At 64.3% G+C, this 19,041-nt stretch carries 17 protein-coding genes, 4 tRNA genes and 1 pseudogene; 4 read left to right on the top strand and 18 right to left on the bottom strand.

Annotated elements, in window-relative coordinates; genetic code table 11:
* Positions 1 to 82 precede the first annotated feature (82 nt).
* The 15 genes from rplL to hisN form a co-directional block, all read right to left on the bottom strand.
* Positions 83 to 463, bottom strand: a complete 381-nt coding sequence (gene rplL / locus NGK62_RS11290) for a 50S ribosomal protein L7/L12 (RefSeq protein WP_042795892.1) — start codon at positions 461 to 463, stop codon at positions 83 to 85.
* Between the two features lie 81 nt (positions 464 to 544).
* On the bottom strand, positions 545 to 1,069 hold the full coding sequence (gene rplJ / locus NGK62_RS11295) for a 50S ribosomal protein L10 (RefSeq protein ID WP_013397032.1): 525 nt from the start codon (positions 1,067 to 1,069) through the stop codon (positions 545 to 547).
* Positions 1,070 to 1,318: 249 nt separating this feature from the next.
* Complete coding sequence (rplA, locus tag NGK62_RS11300) at positions 1,319 to 2,017, bottom strand: 50S ribosomal protein L1 (RefSeq protein ID WP_054459364.1); 699 nt, start codon at positions 2,015 to 2,017, stop codon at positions 1,319 to 1,321.
* A 2-nt stretch (positions 2,018 to 2,019) separates the two neighbouring features.
* Positions 2,020 to 2,451 (bottom strand): 50S ribosomal protein L11, encoded by a 432-nt coding sequence (rplK, locus tag NGK62_RS11305; protein ID WP_006389587.1) that lies wholly within the window; start codon positions 2,449 to 2,451, stop codon positions 2,020 to 2,022.
* A 66-nt stretch (positions 2,452 to 2,517) separates the two neighbouring features.
* On the bottom strand, positions 2,518 to 3,051 hold the full coding sequence (gene nusG, locus NGK62_RS11310; RefSeq protein WP_006389586.1) for a transcription termination/antitermination protein NusG: 534 nt from the start codon (positions 3,049 to 3,051) through the stop codon (positions 2,518 to 2,520).
* Between the two features lie 9 nt (positions 3,052 to 3,060).
* Entirely contained in the window at positions 3,061 to 3,441 is a 381-nt protein-coding gene (secE, locus tag NGK62_RS11315) for a preprotein translocase subunit SecE (protein WP_054459362.1), read from the bottom strand.
* Between the two features lie 64 nt (positions 3,442 to 3,505).
* Positions 3,506 to 3,581: transfer RNA gene (locus NGK62_RS11320), tRNA-Trp, on the bottom strand.
* A 133-nt stretch (positions 3,582 to 3,714) separates the two neighbouring features.
* Positions 3,715 to 4,905: an elongation factor Tu gene (tuf, locus tag NGK62_RS11325; RefSeq protein WP_119449751.1), complete on the bottom strand. Its 1,191-nt coding sequence runs from the start codon at positions 4,903 to 4,905 to the stop codon at positions 3,715 to 3,717.
* 51 nt (positions 4,906 to 4,956) lie between these two features.
* Positions 4,957 to 5,031, bottom strand: a tRNA-Thr gene (locus NGK62_RS11330).
* 10 nt (positions 5,032 to 5,041) lie between these two features.
* Positions 5,042 to 5,115, bottom strand: a tRNA-Gly gene (locus tag NGK62_RS11335).
* Between the two features lie 148 nt (positions 5,116 to 5,263).
* Positions 5,264 to 5,350 (bottom strand) — tRNA-Tyr (locus NGK62_RS11340).
* A 113-nt stretch (positions 5,351 to 5,463) separates the two neighbouring features.
* Complete coding sequence (locus tag NGK62_RS11345; protein ID WP_251878354.1) at positions 5,464 to 6,627, bottom strand: iron-containing alcohol dehydrogenase; 1,164 nt, start codon at positions 6,625 to 6,627, stop codon at positions 5,464 to 5,466.
* Positions 6,628 to 6,651: 24 nt separating this feature from the next.
* A complete protein-coding gene (locus NGK62_RS11350) occupies positions 6,652 to 8,040 on the bottom strand; it encodes an aldehyde dehydrogenase family protein (RefSeq protein WP_251878356.1) in 1,389 nt (462 codons plus the stop codon).
* Positions 8,041 to 8,071: 31 nt separating this feature from the next.
* Positions 8,072 to 9,457 carry a glutamine synthetase family protein gene (locus tag NGK62_RS11355; protein WP_251878358.1) on the bottom strand — a complete coding sequence of 462 codons (1,386 nt, stop codon included), beginning with the start codon at positions 9,455 to 9,457 and terminating at the stop codon, positions 8,072 to 8,074.
* A gap of 57 nt (positions 9,458 to 9,514) precedes the next feature.
* Positions 9,515 to 10,321, bottom strand: coding sequence for a histidinol-phosphatase (gene hisN, locus NGK62_RS11360; RefSeq protein WP_059376235.1), 807 nt, complete (start codon positions 10,319 to 10,321; stop codon positions 9,515 to 9,517).
* A 194-nt stretch (positions 10,322 to 10,515) separates the two neighbouring features.
* Between hisN and NGK62_RS11365 the strand changes: the two genes are divergently transcribed.
* Genes NGK62_RS11365 through NGK62_RS11380 form a run of 4 tightly spaced genes read left to right on the top strand, consistent with a single transcriptional unit; the run spans position 10,516 to position 15,073 of the window.
* Entirely contained in the window at positions 10,516 to 11,523 is a 1,008-nt protein-coding gene (locus NGK62_RS11365) for an ABC transporter substrate-binding protein (protein WP_119449757.1), read from the top strand.
* 49 nt (positions 11,524 to 11,572) lie between these two features.
* Positions 11,573 to 12,580, top strand: coding sequence for an ABC transporter ATP-binding protein (locus tag NGK62_RS11370; RefSeq protein WP_251878360.1), 1,008 nt, complete (start codon positions 11,573 to 11,575; stop codon positions 12,578 to 12,580).
* A 31-nt stretch (positions 12,581 to 12,611) separates the two neighbouring features.
* Positions 12,612 to 14,294, top strand: coding sequence for an ABC transporter permease subunit (locus NGK62_RS11375; protein ID WP_059376239.1), 1,683 nt, complete (start codon positions 12,612 to 12,614; stop codon positions 14,292 to 14,294).
* Positions 14,295 to 14,311: 17 nt separating this feature from the next.
* Positions 14,312 to 15,073, top strand: a complete 762-nt coding sequence (locus NGK62_RS11380; protein WP_059376242.1) for a DeoR/GlpR family DNA-binding transcription regulator — start codon at positions 14,312 to 14,314, stop codon at positions 15,071 to 15,073.
* A gap of 20 nt (positions 15,074 to 15,093) precedes the next feature.
* On the opposite strand, the gene NGK62_RS11385 is transcribed toward NGK62_RS11380, so the two are convergent.
* From NGK62_RS11385 to metC, 3 genes and pseudogenes are all read right to left on the bottom strand, one after another.
* The gene (locus NGK62_RS11385) at positions 15,094 to 16,095 is read right to left on the bottom strand and encodes a Bug family tripartite tricarboxylate transporter substrate binding protein (RefSeq protein ID WP_118932719.1); all 1,002 of its coding nucleotides are present in this window, start codon (positions 16,093 to 16,095) and stop codon (positions 15,094 to 15,096) included.
* 164 nt (positions 16,096 to 16,259) lie between these two features.
* Positions 16,260 to 17,858: a rhodanese-like domain-containing protein gene (locus NGK62_RS11390; RefSeq protein ID WP_251879574.1), complete on the bottom strand. Its 1,599-nt coding sequence runs from the start codon at positions 17,856 to 17,858 to the stop codon at positions 16,260 to 16,262.
* 39 nt (positions 17,859 to 17,897) lie between these two features.
* Positions 17,898 to 19,040: pseudogene (gene metC / locus NGK62_RS11395) on the bottom strand (cystathionine beta-lyase); the annotation flags it as partial.
* Between the last annotated feature and the right edge of the window lies 1 nt (position 19,041).

Below are 19,041 nucleotides of genomic sequence, written 5' to 3' on the forward strand. Positions count from 1 at the left end.
ATACCCCCAGTAGGGGTTTCCTGGAAACGCAAAAGCCCGGGGACTGCAAACTGCGCTGTCCCCGGGCAAATTGACGCAGGTCTTACTTGACTTCGACCTTGGCGCCAGCTTCTTCCAGCTTCTTCTTGGCGGCTTCGGCGTCAGCCTTGGCCACAGCTTCCTTGACGGGCTTCGGAGCGCCGTCGACCAGGTCCTTGGCTTCCTTCAGACCCAGACCGGTCAGCTCGCGCACGGCCTTGATGACGCTGACCTTGTTGGCGCCGGCGTCGGTCAGGACGACGGTGAACTCGGTTTGCTCTTCAGCGGCGGCGGCAGCGCCACCAGCGGCGGGAGCAGCGACAGCGACAGCGGCGGCAGCAGCCGACACGCCGAACTTCTCTTCCATTTCCTTGATCAGCTCGGACAGCTCGAGCACGGTCATGCCAGCGATGGCGTCAAGGATTTCAGCTTTGTTAAGTGCCATTTTTCAGAACTCCAAATAATTTGGTAATGCCAGGGTTTGGGTGTCGCTCGGTCGTTCAGCGAATTCCGTGAAGGCAGGCGATTAAGCCGCAGCCTTCTGGTCGCGCACGGCGGCGAGGCCACGGGCGAACTTGGTCGGAACTTCGTTGAGCGTACGCACGAATTGCGCGATGGGGGCTTGCATGGTGCCCAGCAGCTTCGACAGCAACTCTTCGCGCGAGGGCATGGTGGCCAGGGCCTTCACGCCGTCTTGGTTCAGCAGGCTGTTGGGCAGAGCGCCCGCCTTGATGACCAGCTTGTCGTTGCTTTTCGCGAAACCTGCGAGGACCTTGGCCGCCGAAACCGGATCAGCGCTGATGCCATAGATCAGCGGACCGGTCAGTTGCTCAGCCAACGGCTCGAAAGCCGTGCCGGCAACAGCACGACGGGCCAGCGAGTTCTTCAGAACACGCAGATACACGCCCGATTCACGCGCAGTTTTGCGCAGTACGGTGACAGAGGCGACGTCCAGACCACGGTACTCAGCGATAACAATCGATTGGGCCTTGGCGACTTCCGCCGAGACTTCCTCGATTACCACCGCTTTCTCTTGACGATTGAGACTCACGGTTTGAACACTCCATCAAAAGACGCCTGGGGCCTGAGCCTTGCGCGTCAACCGAATGCGGCGCCTGGTCGAGTTCTTCGTGTAAAGAAATCTTCCTGGGGACGCCGTCTACGCTGGATCCGAACCTTACGGGCTTCGGTATTAAGCGGAGGGGTCCGGTACTGCTTGAACCACCCTGCTCCAGCGGTCTTTGACAGCAACATCCGGAGGAATCCGGATGCAGCCCAAAGTACGTTTACAGCTATCGGCTTAGTTGGCCGACAGCGAGGCAATTTCCACGCGCGCACCGCCGCCCATCGTGGACGAAACGGCCAGCTTGCGCAGGTAAATGCCCTTGGCAGCTGCGGGACGAGCCTTTTGCAGGGCGTCGACCAGAGCGGCCAGGTTGGTTTGCAGCTGTTCCACGCCGAACGACGCGCGGCCGATCGTTGCGTGGATGATGCCAGCCTTGTCGGTGCGGTACTGAACCTGACCGGCCTTGGCGTTCTTGACAGCGGTAGCGACGTCCGGGGTCACGGTGCCGACCTTCGGGTTCGGCATCAGGCCACGGGGACCCAGGATCTGACCCAGGGCACCCACGACACGCATCGTGTCGGGCGAGGCGATGACCACGTCGAAGTCCATTTGACCGGCCTTGATCTGGTCAGCCAGGTCGTCCAGACCGACGATGTCGGCGCCAGCGGCCTTGGCGGCTTCAGCCTTGTCGCCTTGGGCGAACACGGCCACGCGGACCGACTTGCCGGTGCCGGCGGGCAGAACGACCGAGCCGCGAACCAGTTGGTCCGACTTCTTCGGGTCGATGCCGAGTTGCACGGCCACGTCAATGGATTCATTGAACTTGGCGACGGCGGTTTCCTTGACCAGGGTCAGGGCTTCAGCGACCGGGTACAGCTTGGTGCGGTCGATCTTCTGCGCAATGGCGGCGGCGCGCTTGGACAGTTTTGCCATGATTAGATCCCCTCAACCGTGATGCCCATGCTGCGGGCGCTGCCAGCGATCGTACGCACGGCGGCGTCCAGATCAGCGGCGGTCAGATCGGGGCCCTTGGCCTTGGCGATCTCTTCAGCTTGAGCGCGGGTCAGCGTGCCGACCTTGTCGGTATGCGGCTTGGACGAACCCTTTTGCACGCCGGCGGCCTTCTTGATGAGGACCGTCGCGGGCGGGGTCTTCATGATGAAGGTGAAGCTCTTGTCGGCGAAGGCGGTGATCACCACCGGAATCGGCAGACCAGGCTCCATGCCTTGGGTCTTGGCGTTGAACGCCTTGCAGAATTCCATGATGTTCAGGCCACGCTGACCCAGGGCCGGGCCAATCGGGGGGGAGGGGTTAGCCTTACCAGCCGGCACTTGCAGCTTGATAAAGCCGACGATCTTCTTCGCCATGCTTTGCTCCTTGCGGGTTATATCGCTCCTGGGCGTTCAGGCCTGGGGGCTCCCCGGGGGTTGAAATTAGGTCTTTTCGACCTGACTGAAATCGAGTTCGACGGGCGTGGCGCGACCAAAAATGGTGACAGACACGCGAACCTTGCTCTTTTCGTAATTGACTTCTTCGACGTTGCCGTTGAAGTCTGCAAACGGACCTTCCTTGACCCGAACCATCTCGCCCACTTCGAACAGGATCTTGGGGCGGGGTTTCTCGACGCCCTCTTCCATCTGGGAGAGGATCTTCTCGACTTCCTTTTCGGAAATCGGGGTCGGACGGTTGCCCGAGCCACCCAAAAAGCCGGTGACGCGGTTGGTGTTCTTGACCAGGTGCCACGTTTCGTCGGTCAAGTCCATTTCAACCAGGACATAACCGGGGAAAATGCGGCGCTCGGTGATCGACTTCTGGCCACCCTTGACCTCGACGACTTCCTCGGAGGGCACAAGAATGCGGCCAAAAGACGTTTGCAGGCCCGCGCGCTCGATGCGCTCGTTCAGGGCCTTGTGTACGCTTTTTTCCATGCCGGAGTACACATGGACGACATACCAACGCTTACTCATTCGCCGTCCTTATTTCCAGCCCAACAACAGGCCGTAAAGAATCCATTCGATGCCCTTGTCGAGCACCCACATGAAAAGGCCCATGACCGCCACAAACGCGAAAACGATACCCGTCATCTGGGTCGTTTCCTTGCGCGTGGGCCACGAGACACGCTTGACTTCGTTGTAGGACTCGCTGGCGAAGCTCAGGGTGCGGCGGCCGGGTTCGCTGAACCAGGCGATCACGGCTGCGATCACAAGGCCGCCGACGAATACGCCGATACGTGCAGGCATCGGTTGCGCGCTGAGCACGGAAAACCCGACGATGCCAGCAATAACGACAAGAACCGCCAGCCCGAGCTTCACCCGGTCGGCGGTACTGGTTACGGTTTCTACGCTGGTATTAGACATATTGCGACGCGAGCCGCCGTGAATGCGTAACTCGCGATGATCTCCCGCGGGTTTATCCTGGCGGTGGCAGGGGCAGTAGGAATCGAACCTACAACCTTCGGTTTTGGAGACCGACGCTCTGCCAATTGAGCTATGCCCCTAAAACACTACACTTGCACTACACAGCTGCTTCCGCCTTACATGCAACAACTTGCGGAACCATACATCATACTACTTTTACAGCAAAGATGGATAGAGGGACTTGAGAGTCCACTCTACCCATCCGGGTATTGCTTACTTCAGGATCTTGGCGACGACGCCGGCGCCGACGGTACGACCGCCTTCACGGATGGCGAAACGCAGACCTTCTTCCATGGCGATCGGAGCCAACAGCTTGACCGTCATGGCCACGTTGTCGCCCGGCAGAACCATTTCCTTGTCGGCCGGCAGTTCGATCGTGCCCGTCACGTCCGTCGTGCGGAAGTAGAACTGGGGACGATAGCCTTGGAAGAACGGGGTGTGACGGCCGCCTTCTTCCTTGGACAGGATGTACACCTCGGACGTGAAGTCCGTGTGCGGGGTGATCGAGCCCGGCTTGGCCAGAACTTGGCCGCGCTGGACGTCTTCACGCTTGGTGCCGCGCAGCAGGATGCCCACGTTGTCGCCGGCTTGACCTTGGTCCAGCAGCTTGCGGAACATTTCCACGCCCGTGCAGGTCGTCTTGACCGTCGGAACGATACCGACGATTTCGAGTTCTTCGCCGACCTTGATCACGCCGCGTTCGATACGGCCGGTCACCACGGTGCCGCGACCCGAGATCGAGAACACGTCTTCAACCGGCATCAGGAACGTGCCGTCCACGGCGCGCTCGGGCGTCGGGATGTACGAATCCAGCGCAGCGGCCAGAGCCATGATGGCCTGTTCGCCCAGTTCGCCCTTGTCGCCTTCCAGCGCCAGCTTGGCCGAACCCTTCACGATCGGGGTGTCGTCGCCCGGGAAGTCGTACTTCGACAGCAGTTCGCGGACTTCCATTTCCACCAGCTCGAGCAGCTCGGCGTCGTCAACCATGTCAGCCTTGTTCAGGAAGACGATGATGTACGGCACGCCAACCTGGCGCGACAGCAGGATGTGTTCGCGGGTTTGCGGCATCGGGCCGTCAGCGGCCGACACGACCAGGATCGCGCCGTCCATCTGCGCGGCGCCCGTGATCATGTTCTTCACATAGTCAGCGTGGCCCGGGCAGTCAACGTGCGCGTAGTGACGCGCTTCCGTTTCGTACTCGACGTGAGCCGTGTTGATCGTGATGCCGCGAGCCTTTTCTTCAGGAGTCGCGTCGATCTGGTCGTAGCCCTTGGCTTCGCCGCCGAACTTGTTCGACAGAACGGTCGTGATGGCCGCCGTCAACGTCGTTTTGCCGTGGTCAACGTGACCAATCGTACCCACGTTCACGTGCGGCTTGGTACGTTCAAACTTGCCTTTTGCCATGGCTGACTCCTGACCTGGATTGCGCTTCTGACTGAAGAAGAGAGAAATTAGTGGTGCCCATGGCGCGGATCGAACGCGCGACCTCTCCCTTACCAAGGGAGTGCTCTACCACTGAGCCACATGGGCAAATAAATCTTGGAGCGGGTGAAGGGAATCGAACCCTCGTCGTAAGCTTGGAAGGCTTCTGCTCTACCATTGAGCTACACCCGCGGCATACCCTTTCACCTTCTCTTTCCCAAACCTTTTTCAATCCGAAGCCCGGGAGAGCCTTACAACCTTCTTTGCGAAGGCTGCTCAGCTTTCTGAGCTTCACATTGTAAATCCAGGCAAACCGCGCCTGGATTTAGGTGTGGGTCTCTGGTGGAGGAGGTTGGATTCGAACCAACGTAGGCGCAAGGCCAACAGATTTACAGTCTGCCCCCTTTAACCACTCGGGCACTCCTCCACAGGAGAATTCGAGATTATGAACACTTTCAAACCCGCTGTCAAACGCTTGGGACGAAATATTCAAAATTCTTCTTCAACCACCGCAGCGTTTCCGCGCAGAGGGGGCGAAGCTTACAGGTTTCCGCGAATTGCTGCACGAAAAAGATCGGAATACTGCTCAGGGGTGTAGTTGACGGGGTTGGTGCCGGCCGATGGATCCTCGGCCGCCATGCGCCCCACCCGCTCGGCCTGGGCGTCGTCGATGCCGATTTCTGCCAGGGTGTGGGGGATGCCCACGGTCTCGCGCAGACGCAACACCCAGTCCAGCACCGCCCCCGGGCCGGAATCCGGCAGATCCAGGTAGCGCGCCAAGGCCTGCAGCCGCGGCGCCACCGCGTGCTCGTTGGCTTTCAGCACGTACGGCATGAGGATTGCGTTGAGCATGCCGTGATGCGCGTCGTACAGCGCGCCCAACGGATGCGCCAGCGCATGCATGGCGCCCAGCCCGCGCTGGAACGCCGTCGCGCCCATGCTGGACGCCACCAGCATCTGCAGCCGCGCCTGCAAATCGCTGCCGTTGGCGACGGCCTGCGGCAAGTATTCCTTGACCAGGCGCATGCCTTCGATCGCGATGCCCGCCGCCATGGGATGGAAGAAAGGCGAACAGTAGGCTTCGAGATTATGCGACAGCGCGTCCATGCCGGTCGCCGCCGTTATCTTGGGCGGCAGGCCGACAGTGAGCTCGGGGTCCAGGATCACCACGGCAGGCAGCATGCGCGCGTGGAAGATGATGCGCTTGACCTCGGCGGCCTCGTCGGTGATGACGGAAGCGCGCCCTACTTCGGAACCCGTGCCCGCGGTGGTCGGCACGGCCACCACCGGGGCCATGCCCGCGACGTCGACGCGCAGGTAGTTGTCGCCGACATCTTCGAAATCCCATAATGGCCGCCGCTGCCCGGCCATCAGCGCGATGGCCTTGGCGGCATCCAGCGCGGAGCCGCCGCCGAATGCGATCACGCCATCATGGCGGCCTTGCCGATAGGCTTGCACGCCATCGTCCACATTACGGCCCGTGGGATTGCCTTTGATCTCGTGGAACAGGCCGCATTCCAGCCCTTCCTGGCGGCACGCTCGCACGGCCTGCATCACCATCGGCAAGGCAGCAAGCCCGGGATCCGTCACAAGCAGAGGCCGCTTCATGCCCAGGCCGCGGCATAGCTCGGGCAGTTCCTTGATGCGGCCGGGGCCGGCCTTGATGGCGGTGGGATAGTTCCAATTAACGCTGGGCACGGTCATGGTGGGTTTCCTGATGGCGTCGTGTCAGACGCTGCGCAGATGGAAGGATTTGGCTTGGGTGAGCTGCTCGTAGCCCACGACAGACAAGGAGACGCCGCGGCCGGAGTTCTTCACGCCGGTCCAAGCCAGCGCGGGATCCAGGTAATCGCAACGGTTCATGAAGAACGTACCCGCCTGCACCTGGCGGCCTATATGCAGGGCCGCATCCTGGTCCTGCGTAAAAGCCGCCGCCGTCAGGCCGTAGGGACTGTCGTTCATCAGGCCGATCGCCTCCTCGTCGCTGTCCACCGCCATGATGCCGACAGCGGGACCGAAGCATTCATCACTCATGATGCGCATGCGATGATCGACCTGCGTCAGCAGGGCCGGCGCGACGTAAGGCGAGCCTATGCTCGCCTCCTTGAAATACGAGCTATCAATCATATTTCTGGCACCGGCGGAAACCGCAGCCCCGATGATGTCGCGGATCTCGGCGGCGGCTTTTGCACGAACCACCGGCCCCAGCGTTGTTTCGGCGTGCAGCGGATTCCCCAGCACGTAGCTGCGGGTCAATTCGACCGCACGCTCGACGAACTCGTCGTACCGCGCACGCGCCACATAGATGCGCTGGATGCCGCAGCAGGATTGGCCTGAATTAAAAAAGGCGCCGTCCACCAACGTCTCGACCGCATGGTCGATCTTCGCGTCCTCGCGCACATAGGCTGGATCATTGCCACCCAGCTCCAGGCCGACGCCGATGAACCTCCCCGCCGCGCTTTCCTCCACGACATGCCCGCCGCGCACCGAACCGGTAAACGAGACGTAGCCAATCTCCGGCGCGCGGATCAGCCTGCGCACGATGTCATGGTTGGCATGCAGGTACTGGAACACGCCCTTGGGCGCGCCAGCTTCCCGGAATGCGCGTTCGATCAGTTCCGCGCACAGGGGCGTCTGGTCGGAATGCTTGAGAATGACGGTATTGCCGGCCATCAGCGCGGGCACGATGCTGTTCACCGCCGTCAGCAAGGGATAGTTCCACGGCGCAATGGTCAGCGCCACGCCTATGGGTTCACGGCTGATGAAGCGCGTGAATCCCGCCATTTCCGCAACCTGGATGGGCGCCAGCGCCTCACCCGCGATCGCGATCATGTGGCGCGCGCGGGCCTCGAAGCCCGCCACCTCTCCGGGCGTGTAGCGCAGCGGCCGGCCCATCTGGATGGTAATGGCGCGTGCGATCTCGTCCTTCGCGGCGACGAAGCGGTCGACGGCCTCGGACACGATGCGCCCCCGCTCCTGCACGCCCAGTGCCTGCCACGCGCCCTGCGCGGCTTGGGCGTCGGCGAGCGCCTGTGCGATCTGCGCCTCGCTGGCGTAGGGACGGCGCACGACCTCGCGCCCGTCGATGGGACTGATGGTGATGAGTTCCTGGGTCATGTCTGCCCTGCGCAAGCGGTGTGGTTTGGATTCAGATGATTTCGAAGTAGCGCGCCAGTTCCCAATCGGTCACGTGGCGGCGGAACTGCCGTTCTTCCCATTCGCGCGTCGCCGCGTAATGTTCGACGAAGGCGTCGCCAAACAGATGGCGCGCGGCCTCGGATTCGCGCAGCCGCTGCGCGGCCTCCCAGAGCGTGGTGGGCAAGCGCAGATGTGCCGGGAACTGCTGCGTATAGGCGTTGCCCTGCACCATCGGCTCGGGTTCCAGGCCCTGCTCAATGCCATACAGGCCCGAAGCCAGGGCAGCGGACAAGGCCAGATAGGGATTGGCGTCGGCCGATCCGATGCGAACCTCGACGCGCTGCGATTTGTCGCTGCCTGGAATCAGCCGCAGCGCAGTGGTGCGGTTTTCCATGCCCCAGGTCGCATCCAGCGGCGCCCAGTACCCGGGTACCAGGCGCGAATAGCTGTTGATGGTCTGCGCATACATGGCCATGAATTCCGGCAGGTAGCGCTGCACACCGGCCATGAAGGAAGCTTGCGTCGCGCTCATGCCGTGCGGCCGGGATTCGTCGTAAAAGGCCGAACGGTTGGTCTTGTGGTCGCGCAGCGACAGATGGATGTGTCCGCTCTGGCCGGGATGATCATGCGACCATTTCGCCATGAAGGTCGCCATCAGCCCGTTCTGCTGCGCCAGCGCCTTGGTGAAAGTCTTGAAGAGAAAGGCCTTGTCGCCCGCGGCCGCGGCCAGGTCCACTGCCAGGGCCGCTTCCAGCACGCCCGGCCCGGTCTCGGTGTGCAGGCCTTCGATGGGCATGTCCATGCGTTCGCACATGTCCAGGAGCTTGCGGTAGAAGTCGCCTTCGACCGTGCTGCGCAGCACCGAGTAGCCGAAATTTCCCGGCGTCCAGTTCTCCATGTTGCGGTAGTTCTTGGCGCGCACCGAGTGCGGCGTTTCGCGGAACATGAAGAACTCGTACTCCAGCGCGGCATGGACGTCATAGCCCATGCCCGCGGCCCGGTCCAGCGTCCGGTGCAACAACCGCCGCGGACAGATGGCGCCCGCGTCGCCTTCGAATTCCGCCAGGAACAGCAGCATGTCTTCGCCGCCCGGTCCCTGCTCCAGCGGCAGCCGGCGGCCGCTTTGCGGGATGATCCTGAGCTTGGCATCCGGATAGGCCGTGTGCCAACCCGTGTACTTGGTGTTGTCGTACAGCTGGTCGTCCAGGTCCCAGCCGAACACCACGTCGCAGAACGCCAGCCCCGAGCGCAGCGCGCCCAGGAATTTGTCGCGCCGCAAGTACTTTCCCAGCATGACGCCATCGACGTCGGACAAACCTACCTTGATGTGCGAGAGCTGGCTGGCTTGCACCAGCCGCTCCGCGTCTTCCACCGTTGCTACCCCTAGTGCATGCATGCTCTTTCACCTTGTGACTGAAGCGTTGCGTTGGACTGCGGGCGGGCGGCGCGGCGTTCAGGTCATGGCCGCCCCCAGCACCCGCATCGCCTGGCGATGCAGCTGCGGCGTGGCGGCCGCGACGACGCGGCCCTGCGATTCGAGACTGAGCGGCTGCCCCGACCAATCGGTAATGACGCCGCCCGCCCCTTCGATCACGGGCATCAGCGCCAGATAGTCATACGGCTGCAGGCCGGACTCGACCACCAGGTCGACGTGTCCGCTCGCCAGGAGGCCGTAGCTGTAGCAATCGCCGCCGTAGCGGCGCATGCGCGCGGCCTGCGTCAGCGCCTCGAAGGCGGCCAACTCGGCGCCGGCAAAGATGTCGGGCGAGGTGGCGTACAGCACGGCCTGGCGCAGTTCGGCGCAAGCGCTGGTGCGGCAGGCGGCACCGTTCAGTTGCGCGGCCACGCCGGCCGCGCCGACCCAGCGCTCGTCCAGCATGGGTATGTCGATTACGCCGAGCACAGGTTTGCCCCGATGCAGCAGCGCCAGCAGCGTGCCCCACAACGGGTTACCGGAAATGAACGCGCGCGTGCCGTCGATGGGGTCCAGCGACCACACGAATTCGGCTTCGGCATGCGACGCACCGAACTCTTCTCCAAAGATGCCGTGCTCGGGATAATGCTGGGCGATGGCCTCGCGCAAGGCGGCCTCGACCTCACGGTCGGCCTGCGTGACCGGGCTTTCGTCCGCCTTGGTGTCCACGTCCAGCGGATGCCGGAACCACTTGCGCGACAAGGGACGGACGCGGTCCGCCAGCGTTTGGGCGAACGAGGAGTACGCGGCCAGCTGCTGCGCGGATAACGGCGGTGAAGTTTGCATCGATGAGCTCCAGGCGTGGCGCGGGAGGATGCGCCTACGCCAAAAAAACCCTTGAATACTGGTTTTTCCAGTCTAGACACGTTGCCACAAATTTGCAAACATACATAAAACTGCAACTTGCCGGATTTGTTGCAGAAGGCTGTCCAACTACGTAGCTCGCCACCGTTGCCGTGTATTCCAACCGGAGTTCCATCATGCAATGTATGAAGAAGCTTAGCCTTGTGGTTGCAGTAATTTCCCTAGGTTGGACGCAGGCCCACGCCGGCGCCATCACCGTCTACACCGCCCTCGAAGAAGATGAAATCGCGGCCTATCTGAAAGCCGCCAACGCCGCCATGCCGGACGTGAAGGTCAACGTGCTGCGGCTGTCCACCGGAGATCTGGGCGCGCGCCTGATCGCCGAGGCCTCCAACCCGCAGCAGGACGTGATCTGGGGCTTCGCCGTCAGCAACATGCTGGATCCGCGCCTGCAAAACCTGCTGGAGCCGTATGCGGCCAAGGGCATGGACGCCCTGCCCGCGCAGTACAAGGGCGCCGACCAGAAGTGGTTCGCCGCCACCGGCTACGTAGCCGCATTCTGTGTAAACACGGACAGGCTCAAGTCCAAGAATCTGCCCATGCCGACCTCCTGGGAAGACCTGACCAAGCCGGTCTACAAGGGCGAGATAGTTATCCCCAGCCCTGCCGCCTCGGGTACCGGCTATCTGCAGATCGTCGCGCTGCTGCAGGGTATGGGCAAGGAGAAAGGCTGGGCGCTGCTCAAGGACCTGGACAAGAATGTGGCCCAGTACACGCCGTCCGGTTCGCGCCCCTGCAAGATGGCGCGCGCCGGCGAGTACGCCATCGGCGTGTCCTTCGCCTTCCCCGCCATGCAGTCCATCGAGGAAGGATTCCCCATCAAGATGGTGATTCCATCCAAATGGGTGGGCTACGAACTGGAAGCCTCGGGGCTGATGAAAACGGCCAAGAATCCCACCGACGCCAAACGCTTCCTCGATTGGACGCTGTCGGCGCAGGCCGGCGGCCTGTACAGCAAGTACAAGGAACTGGTGACCATCCCCGGCGCCACACCCAACAAGGCCGCCGAAGCCGCCGGCCTGCCCAAGGACCTGACCGCCGTGCTGTATCCCGTGGACTTCCCCAAGTCGGCCGCGGAGCGGGACGCCACCATTAAGACCTGGCAGGAAACCATCAAGCGTTGACGGTGCCGCGGCCGGCGCAAAGCCGGCCGCAGCCTGTCCTGGAGACGCCATGTATCTGGAATTGCGCGGAATCCGCAAGACGTTCGATGCGTCGGTAGCGCTGCAAGACATCGACCTGTCCGTGGGCGAACATGAATTCGTCTGCCTGCTGGGCCCCAGCGGCTGCGGCAAAACCACCCTGCTGCGCATCGTGGCGGGCTTGCTGCCCTTTGACCGCGGCACCATCACGCTGGGCGGGCGCGACCTGAGCGCGCTGCCGGCGCGCAAGCGCGGCTTCGGCATCGTGTTCCAGTCGTATTCCCTGTTCCCCAACATGACCGTGGCGCAAAACGTGGGTTACGGCCTGCGCATCCGCGGCGAATCGCGCGAACGCATCGGCGCGCGCGTAAAGGAACTGCTGACGCTGATCAAACTGCCCGAACATGCGGAGCGCTATCCGCACCAGTTGTCCGGCGGCCAGCAGCAGCGCGTGGCGCTGGCGCGCGCGCTGGCGGTGGATCCGGCGCTGATCCTGCTGGACGAACCGCTGTCCGCGCTGGACGCGCGCGTACGCACCGACATGCGCGCCGAGATCCACGACGTGCAGCGGCGCCTAAAGATTCCCACGGTCATGGTCACGCACGATCAGGAGGAAGCGCTGACGCTGGCCGACAAGATCGTGTGCATGAACGACGGCCGCATCGAGCAGGTGGGCTCGCCTTCCGATCTGTACCTGCGCCCGCGCACCCGCTTTGTGGCGAACTTCGTGGGCCTGAGCAATCTGCTGCCCACCGACTGGGTGCGCGAGGCCATGCCCCAACTGCTGGCGACGCGGCCCGAGGGCGCCAGCGAGCGCTACGAGGCCTGCCTGCGGCCCGAGAACCTGCGCATCGCCGCGGACGAACACGGCCCGGGCCGCGTGCAGGACATGACGTTCATGGGCAACCTCACCCGCCTGCGCATCGCCTGGCAGGGACGCGAACTGCTGGTGGAACAACATGGCGCCGCGGGCCTGTCGCGCGGCGCCCCCGTGCGGCTGGACATGGAGCCGGGCCAGTGCGCCTGGGTCAGCGTATGACGGATCGCACCACGCAAACCGGGGCCGCCGCTTGAGCGCCGCCCACGCCAGCCCGGCCATCGCGGCGCCAACCGGCCGCGCCCCCTGGTCCGCCGACCGTGTGCTGCTATGGAGCTGCGTCGGCATCCCTCTGGCGGGCCTGGCGCTGTTCTTCCTCTATCCGCTGGCGACTGTAGCGTGGCGCAGCCTGGTCGAGAAGGACGGCTCGGTCGGCCTGGGCAACTATGCCGAGGTCTTCGCCACGCGCGGCGTGCTCACCGCCACGCTCAACAGCCTGGTCATGAGCACCGCCACCACGGTGGTCAGCGTCGCGCTGGGCTTTGCCATCGCCTACGGCCTGGATCGCAGCTGCATGCGCGGCAAGGCCGCCGTGCGGCTGGCGCTGGTGCTGCCGCTGCTGGCGCCTTCGCTGGTGCAGGGCCTGGGGCTCATCTTCCTGCTGGGCCGCAACGGGCTGGTACACCGCTGGACAGGCTGGGAAATAGATATCTACGGCTTCTGGGGCCTGTTGATCTCCAACGTGTTCTACGCCCTGCCCCAGGCCGTGCTGATCCTGCAGGCGGCCTTGCGCAACATGGATGCGCGCTACTACGACGCGGCCGAAGTGATGGGCGCGTCCGGCTCGCGCCAGTTCCTCGACATCACCCTGCCCAACTGCAAGTTCGGCTTGCTGAGCGCGGCCTTCGTAGTGTTCGTCATCACCATTACCGACTTCGGCAACGCCGCCGTGATCGGCGGCAACTACCGGGTGCTGGCCACCGAGATCTACAGCCAGGTATCCGGGCAGATGAACTTCGGCATGGGCTCGGTGGTCGGCATCCTGCTGCTGCTGCCATCGCTGATTTCGGTGCAGATCGAACGCGTCGCCTCGCAGCGCCAGTTCGGCTCGGCCTCGCCCAGCGGATTGCGGGTCACGCCGCAACCGGCTCGCGGGCGCGATGCGGCGTTCACCGCCGGCGTGTTGCTGGCCAGCGGCACCATCATCCTGACCGTGGCCACGGTGATCTTCGCCAGCTTCATGCGGCTGTGGCCCTATCGCATGGAATGGACGCTGAAGCATTACGACATCACAGTCAGCGGCGGCTACACACCACTCTGGACGTCGCTGTACCTGTCGCTGGCGGCGGCAGGCGGCGGCGTGCTGCTGCTGTTCTTCCTGAGCTTCGGGGTGTGCCGCATTCCGCGCGCGTGGGCCAAGCTGGTGTACCTGGTCTCGGTGCTGCCGGTGGGCGTTCCCGGCCTGGTGCTGGGCTTGTCGTACATCTTCGCCTTCAACGCTCCCGGCACGCCGTTGTATGCGCTGTACGGCAGCGCCGCGCTGATTGCCTTGTGCAACTTCTACCACTACCACACGCAGGGTTTCCTGACGATGATGACCGGCATGCGCGCCGTGCCGCAAGCGCTGGAGGAGGCTGTCAGCTGCCTGGGCGGCGGCACGCTGCGGGTGCTGCGCGACGCCGTGCTGCCGCTGATCGGCCCGACCGTGCTGGGCGTGTTCTTCTTCCTGTTCATGCGGTCCATGGTGACGCTGTCGGCGGTGATCTTCCTGGTCACGCCATCCGTGAGCGTGGCGCCCGTTTCCGTCCTGCGCCTGGACGAAGCGGGGTTCGTCTCGCAGGCTGCCGCCTATTCAACCCTTATCATGCTGGTCGTGGGAGGCTCCCTGCTGGCATTGCGCGCGCTGATCGCCGCAGCCGCTCGGCGCCGGACATAGATTAGGAAACATCGGACATGTGGCAAGAAGAGCGGTATCAGAGAATCCGCGCCCTGCTGTCTTCATTGCAGCAGGTATCGACCGACCGTATCGTCGGCGAACTAGGGGTTTCAAGGGAGACAGTCAGGCGTGACCTGCTGGAATTGGAGGCCATGGGCGAATTGCGCCGGGTGCACGGCGGCGCCGTGCCGGTGCACAGCGAACCGCCCATCGCGGAACGCGTGCATACCCGCGTCAAGTACAAGCGCGCCATCGCGCGCGCGGCCGCGGGGCTGGTATCCAGCGGACAGACCCTGTTCCTGGACGCTGGCAGCACCACCAGCGTGCTGGCCGACGAGCTGGCCAAGCTGTCGGGCCTGACCGTCATCACCAACTCGTTTGACGTCGCCTTGAAGGTGGGCGCGGCCGGCAACGGCGCAAACCAGCTGATCATGCTGGGCGGCTCCGTGGGCGGCCCGGTGTGCGCCACGGCCGGCGACATCACGATCGCCGAGATCCACCGCTATCGCGCGGATCTGGCGCTGCTGTCGCCGGTCGGCGTGGACGCCGAATTCGGCGCCACCAACTATGACCTGCGCGAGGCCGAAGTGGCGCGCGCGATGGCGGCCAGCGCCAAGCAGCTGGTACTGCTGGCCGACTTCAGCAAGATCGGCCTGTGCAGCCGCGTGTCGTACTGCAGCGCGGACCGCATCGACCATCTGGTCACCAACACCAGCGCGCAGAAGTCACCCGCCTACGCCGCCCTGAAATCCGCCGTAGGCAAGATCGTGGCGGTGTAGCGCAATCATCGACTTGCGCATCAGTCCAGCGACACGCCCGCAGTCTTCACCATGTCGGCCCAATACACAGTGTCTTCCTGCAATCGCGTCTTGAACGCGGCGGGCTGGCTGCCCACCGCCCAGCTGCCGCCGCTGTTGATCTTGGCGATCACCGCGGGCGATTTCATCGCCTGCCCCACCGCTTGCGCCAGGTAGGCAATGCGCTCGGGCGGCGTGCCGGCGGGCGCGAACAGTCCATACCAATCATCGGCGGTAATGCCTTCCATGCCCGCCTGCTTGAGCGTGGGCGCCCCCTTGAAGATGCCGATGCTGTTCTCGTGGCTGAGCGCCAGAATGCGCAGCTTGCCGGCGGCAACCATGGGTTCGGCCGACGCCGGTGAAGTTATCAACATGTCCACGGTGCCGCCCATGAGGTCGGTGATGGCGGGCGCGGCGCCGCGATAAGGCACGTGCACCAGCTTCACGTCGGCCTTCTGCGATAGCAGCGCCCCCATCAGATGGCTCATGGTGCCATTGCCGGGCGTCGCGTAGGTTATCGCGCCGGGCTGCTTGCGCGCGGCTTCCAGATAATCGTTCAGCGTGCGGTACGGGCTCTCGCTGCGCGCCACCAGCACCAGCGGCGCCGAAGTGATCTGCGAGATGGGCGTGAAGTCCTTGACCGGGTCAAAGCCCACGTTCTTGTACAGGCGCGGATTGACGGCCATGACGCTGGTCTGCGACATCACCAGGGTATAGCCGTCGGGCTTGGCGCGCGCCACTTGCGCCGTGCCGACGTTGCCGCCCGCGCCCGAACGGTTTTCCACCACCACGCTCTGGCCCGTGATGGCGCCCAGTTCCTGCGCGATCAGGCGCGCGACACCATCGTTGCCGCCTCCCGGAGGAAACGGCGACACGACCGTGATGGCCTGCTTGGGATAGTCGGGTAACGGCGCGGGCGCCTCGGCGTGGGCAACGGTCCCCCACAGCAGACCGGCCAGCGCCGCGGCTGCGGCCTTGCGTACGTGCGATGCATGATGCTTCATCTGAGTTCCCCTTGTGATTGGCGGCCGCATACTCGGCCGTCCTTTGCATTCCGGTTCGGCATGAACCGTCCGCACCCCGGCCGCAAGGGCCGGGGCGTACTTTTCGGATTGAAGCGTCTGCTGTGCCGCGGGCGCCGGGTCGGGCGGGCGCGGCGGGTCCGGGATCAGCGGGCCGGAAAGCGGTAGCCCGCCAATTCACGTTCGTCGATCTGCTTGACCAGATTGGTCTCCCAGGCCAGGTACTGGCGCGCGGCGGCCTTGTTGCCGTCGTGGCGGTCATGCACGAAAAACAGATAGTCGATGCAGTCGGCGTTCGCAGGCTCGGCCGGCGTGGCCGCCAATGCGATGCCCTGCGCGGCCCAGCCAGAGGGGTCGCCGGTGTTGCCCTGGATGTCTTGCACGCCCAGCGCCCGCAAGTCCTGTGCTGCCCAGGCGGCCAGGGCCGCGTCCTCGGCCAGCAACACCACGGGACGCGCGGCATCCAGGTGCAGACTGGCCAGGCGCGGGCGGATGGACCAGCGTGCGCCTGCGATATGGCCGGCGCGATAGCGCATGCTGGGACGAAGATCGACCAGCTGCGCGCCCTGCGCAAGCGCGGCTGCAAGTTGCGCATCGCCCAGCAGGGGCAATTGCGGCGCCAGCGTCTTTTCCACAGGGTTCTCCAGCTGCGCCTGCAAGCCTTCGCGCAACACGCTGGCGTCCCAGCCCATCTGCCGCAGCCAGCTGGCGACCACTGGCGCGCGCACGCCTTCGGCGTCGAACACGACGATACGCGCGCCGCGCACGGCCAGGTACTGGTCGGTGGCCTGGATCAACTGGCCGCCCGGTGTGTGCTGCGCACCGGGCAGCGAGCCTTGCGCGTACTCTTCGGCGCTGCGCACATCGCACAGGAAGGTGCTGCGGGTCTGGTCGCGCAACCAGGCTTGCACCTCTTCCGCACCGACCACCGGCACACCATGACATTCTGCCAATCGCAAGGAACGCTGTGCCAGCGCAGGCAGGTCCTGCGGTGCAACGCCATCGTCGTAGCGGCGCCGTGCGCCGTGTTCGAGCTGCAGATCCTCGAGGTACCAGCCTTGCGTGCCGTTCTCCAACGCGTAGACAGGGTTGGGCACGCCCAGATTGATCAGCGTCTGCGCCCCGATGATGCTGCGCGTGCGGCCGGCGCAGTTCACCACAATGGTGGTCTGCGGATTGCTCGCCAGCGTATGGGCGCGCAGCGCCAGTTCGCCATTGGGGCAGCAGATGCCGCCCGGGATGCTCATCTTCTGGTATTCCGCGTAAGGCCTGCCGTCCAGCACGATCAGGTCGTCGCCGCGGCGCTGGCGTTCGGCCAGGTCGCGCGCGCCGATGCGGGGGGTGTGGAAAACTTCTTCGGCCAGTTCACCGAAGGTTTTGCTGGGCACGTTCACGCCTGCGAAGATGGCATAGCCGTCGCGCTGCCATTGCGCAATGCCGCCGCTCAGACGATGCACGTTGCGGTATCCGAGCGCGGCCAGGGCCTGTGCGGCACGCGTCGCCGTGTCATCAGCGCCGCCGTCGTCGTAGAGCGCGATGCGCACATCGCGCCGCGGCGCCAGGCGCACGATATCGGCTTCCAGCCGGCTGTAGGGCACGGGCGCGGCGTAGAACAGATGCCCCTCGCCATATTGGCCGTGCTCACGCACGTCCAGCAGCGCGATTTCCGCGTCATCATGGAGCCATTGCTTGAGCGTGTGCGGATCAATGTCGATGACGGGCTGGTCTTGGGTGGGGTGCATCATGGTATTCAGGGAAGACGGAGAAAGTTGGGATAGCGCTTGATCGAGGTCGGCGATGAGGTCGTCGGGATCCTCCAGGCCCACATGCAGGCGCAGCATGGCGCCGCGCGGCTCGGGATCCGGCAGGGCCCGCGCCGCACCCAGATTGACGGGTATCACCAGGCTTTCGAAGCCGCCCCACGATGCGCCGATGCCGAACAGCCGCAGGCTGTTGATAAGTCGCTCGACAGCGTCGATGCCGGCCGCGGCAGCGAACTCCACCGTCAAGAGGCCATTCGCGCCGCTGCAATCGCGCAGCCACAACGCATGGGAAGGATCGCCGGGCAGGGCCGGACATAGAACGCGCGCCACCTCGGGGCGGCCCAACAGGAAATCCGCCACGCGCATGGCGCTGCGGGCGTGCTGCGCCATGCGCAAGGGCAGCGTGCGCATGCCGCGCAGCACCAGATACGCGTCATCGGCACCAACGGTCTGCCCCAGGTCCACGGTGGCGCGCTCCAGCGCATTCCAGGCGCGCGCGTTGGTGATCGCAGCGCCCATCATCACGTCGGCGTGCCCGCCCAGATACTTGGTGGCCGCCAGGATGGAGATGTCGGCGCCCAGCGTAAGGGGTTTGTGCAGCAATCCGGAGGCCCAGGTGTTATCCACAGCCAGCCAGCAATCATGGGCACGGGCCAACGCGGCCAGCGCCGGCAGATCCGGCATCTCATAAGTCAACGAGCCCGGCGATTCCGCATAGATCATGCGGGTTTCAGGACGGATGAGCGCTTCAATGCCAGCGCCGTCAGGCCGGTAGTACGTGTACGCGATGCCCAGCCGCGCCAGATGTTCCGCGCAGAAGCGGCGCACGGGCTCGTACACCGCATCCGTGATCAGCACGTGGTCCCCGGCGCGCAGGTAGGCCAGCAGCACGGTGGCGATGGCGGCCTGTCCGGTGGGATATAGCTTGGCGCGATAGCCCTCTTCCAGCTCCACCAACGCGTCTTCAAGCGCATGCGTGCTATCGGTGCCGCGCGCGCCGTAGGACGGCAGGCGCTCCTGGTCGCGGCGGCTGCGCGTGTCACGCCACGCCTGCACGCTGTCGAAGACGTAAGTGCTGGCGCGCGTGACGGGCGTATTGACCCAGCCGCGATGAGGGCGGCCGGCGCGCAACAGGCGCGTGGCGGACCGATAGGGCTTGTCCATG

This window comes from Achromobacter sp. Marseille-Q4954 (assembly GCF_943737025.1).
GTDB classification, from domain to species: domain Bacteria; phylum Pseudomonadota; class Gammaproteobacteria; order Burkholderiales; family Burkholderiaceae_B; genus Achromobacter; species Achromobacter bronchisepticus_A.

Excerpts from the sequence above, each read along its gene's own strand:
- rplL (WP_042795892.1), bottom strand. The coding sequence starts at position 463 with ATGGCACTTAACAAAGCTGAAATCCTTGACGCCATCGCTGGCATGACC.
- rplA (WP_054459364.1), bottom strand. The coding sequence starts at position 2,017 with ATGGCAAAACTGTCCAAGCGCGCCGCCGCCATTGCGCAGAAGATCGAC.
- rplK (WP_006389587.1), bottom strand. The coding sequence starts at position 2,451 with ATGGCGAAGAAGATCGTCGGCTTTATCAAGCTGCAAGTGCCGGCTGGT.
- nusG (WP_006389586.1), bottom strand. The coding sequence starts at position 3,051 with ATGAGTAAGCGTTGGTATGTCGTCCATGTGTACTCCGGCATGGAAAAA.
- secE (WP_054459362.1), bottom strand. The coding sequence starts at position 3,441 with ATGTCTAATACCAGCGTAGAAACCGTAACCAGTACCGCCGACCGGGTG.
- tuf (WP_119449751.1), bottom strand. The coding sequence starts at position 4,905 with ATGGCAAAAGGCAAGTTTGAACGTACCAAGCCGCACGTGAACGTGGGT.
- NGK62_RS11345 (WP_251878354.1), bottom strand. The coding sequence starts at position 6,627 with ATGACCGTGCCCAGCGTTAATTGGAACTATCCCACCGCCATCAAGGCC.
- NGK62_RS11350 (WP_251878356.1), bottom strand. The coding sequence starts at position 8,040 with ATGACCCAGGAACTCATCACCATCAGTCCCATCGACGGGCGCGAGGTC.
- NGK62_RS11355 (WP_251878358.1), bottom strand. The coding sequence starts at position 9,457 with ATGCATGCACTAGGGGTAGCAACGGTGGAAGACGCGGAGCGGCTGGTG.
- hisN (WP_059376235.1), bottom strand. The coding sequence starts at position 10,321 with ATGCAAACTTCACCGCCGTTATCCGCGCAGCAGCTGGCCGCGTACTCC.
- NGK62_RS11365 (WP_119449757.1), top strand. The coding sequence starts at position 10,516 with ATGCAATGTATGAAGAAGCTTAGCCTTGTGGTTGCAGTAATTTCCCTA.
- NGK62_RS11370 (WP_251878360.1), top strand. The coding sequence starts at position 11,573 with ATGTATCTGGAATTGCGCGGAATCCGCAAGACGTTCGATGCGTCGGTA.
- NGK62_RS11380 (WP_059376242.1), top strand. The coding sequence starts at position 14,312 with ATGTGGCAAGAAGAGCGGTATCAGAGAATCCGCGCCCTGCTGTCTTCA.
- NGK62_RS11385 (WP_118932719.1), bottom strand. The coding sequence starts at position 16,095 with ATGAAGCATCATGCATCGCACGTACGCAAGGCCGCAGCCGCGGCGCTG.
- NGK62_RS11390 (WP_251879574.1), bottom strand. The coding sequence starts at position 17,858 with ATGATGCACCCCACCCAAGACCAGCCCGTCATCGACATTGATCCGCAC.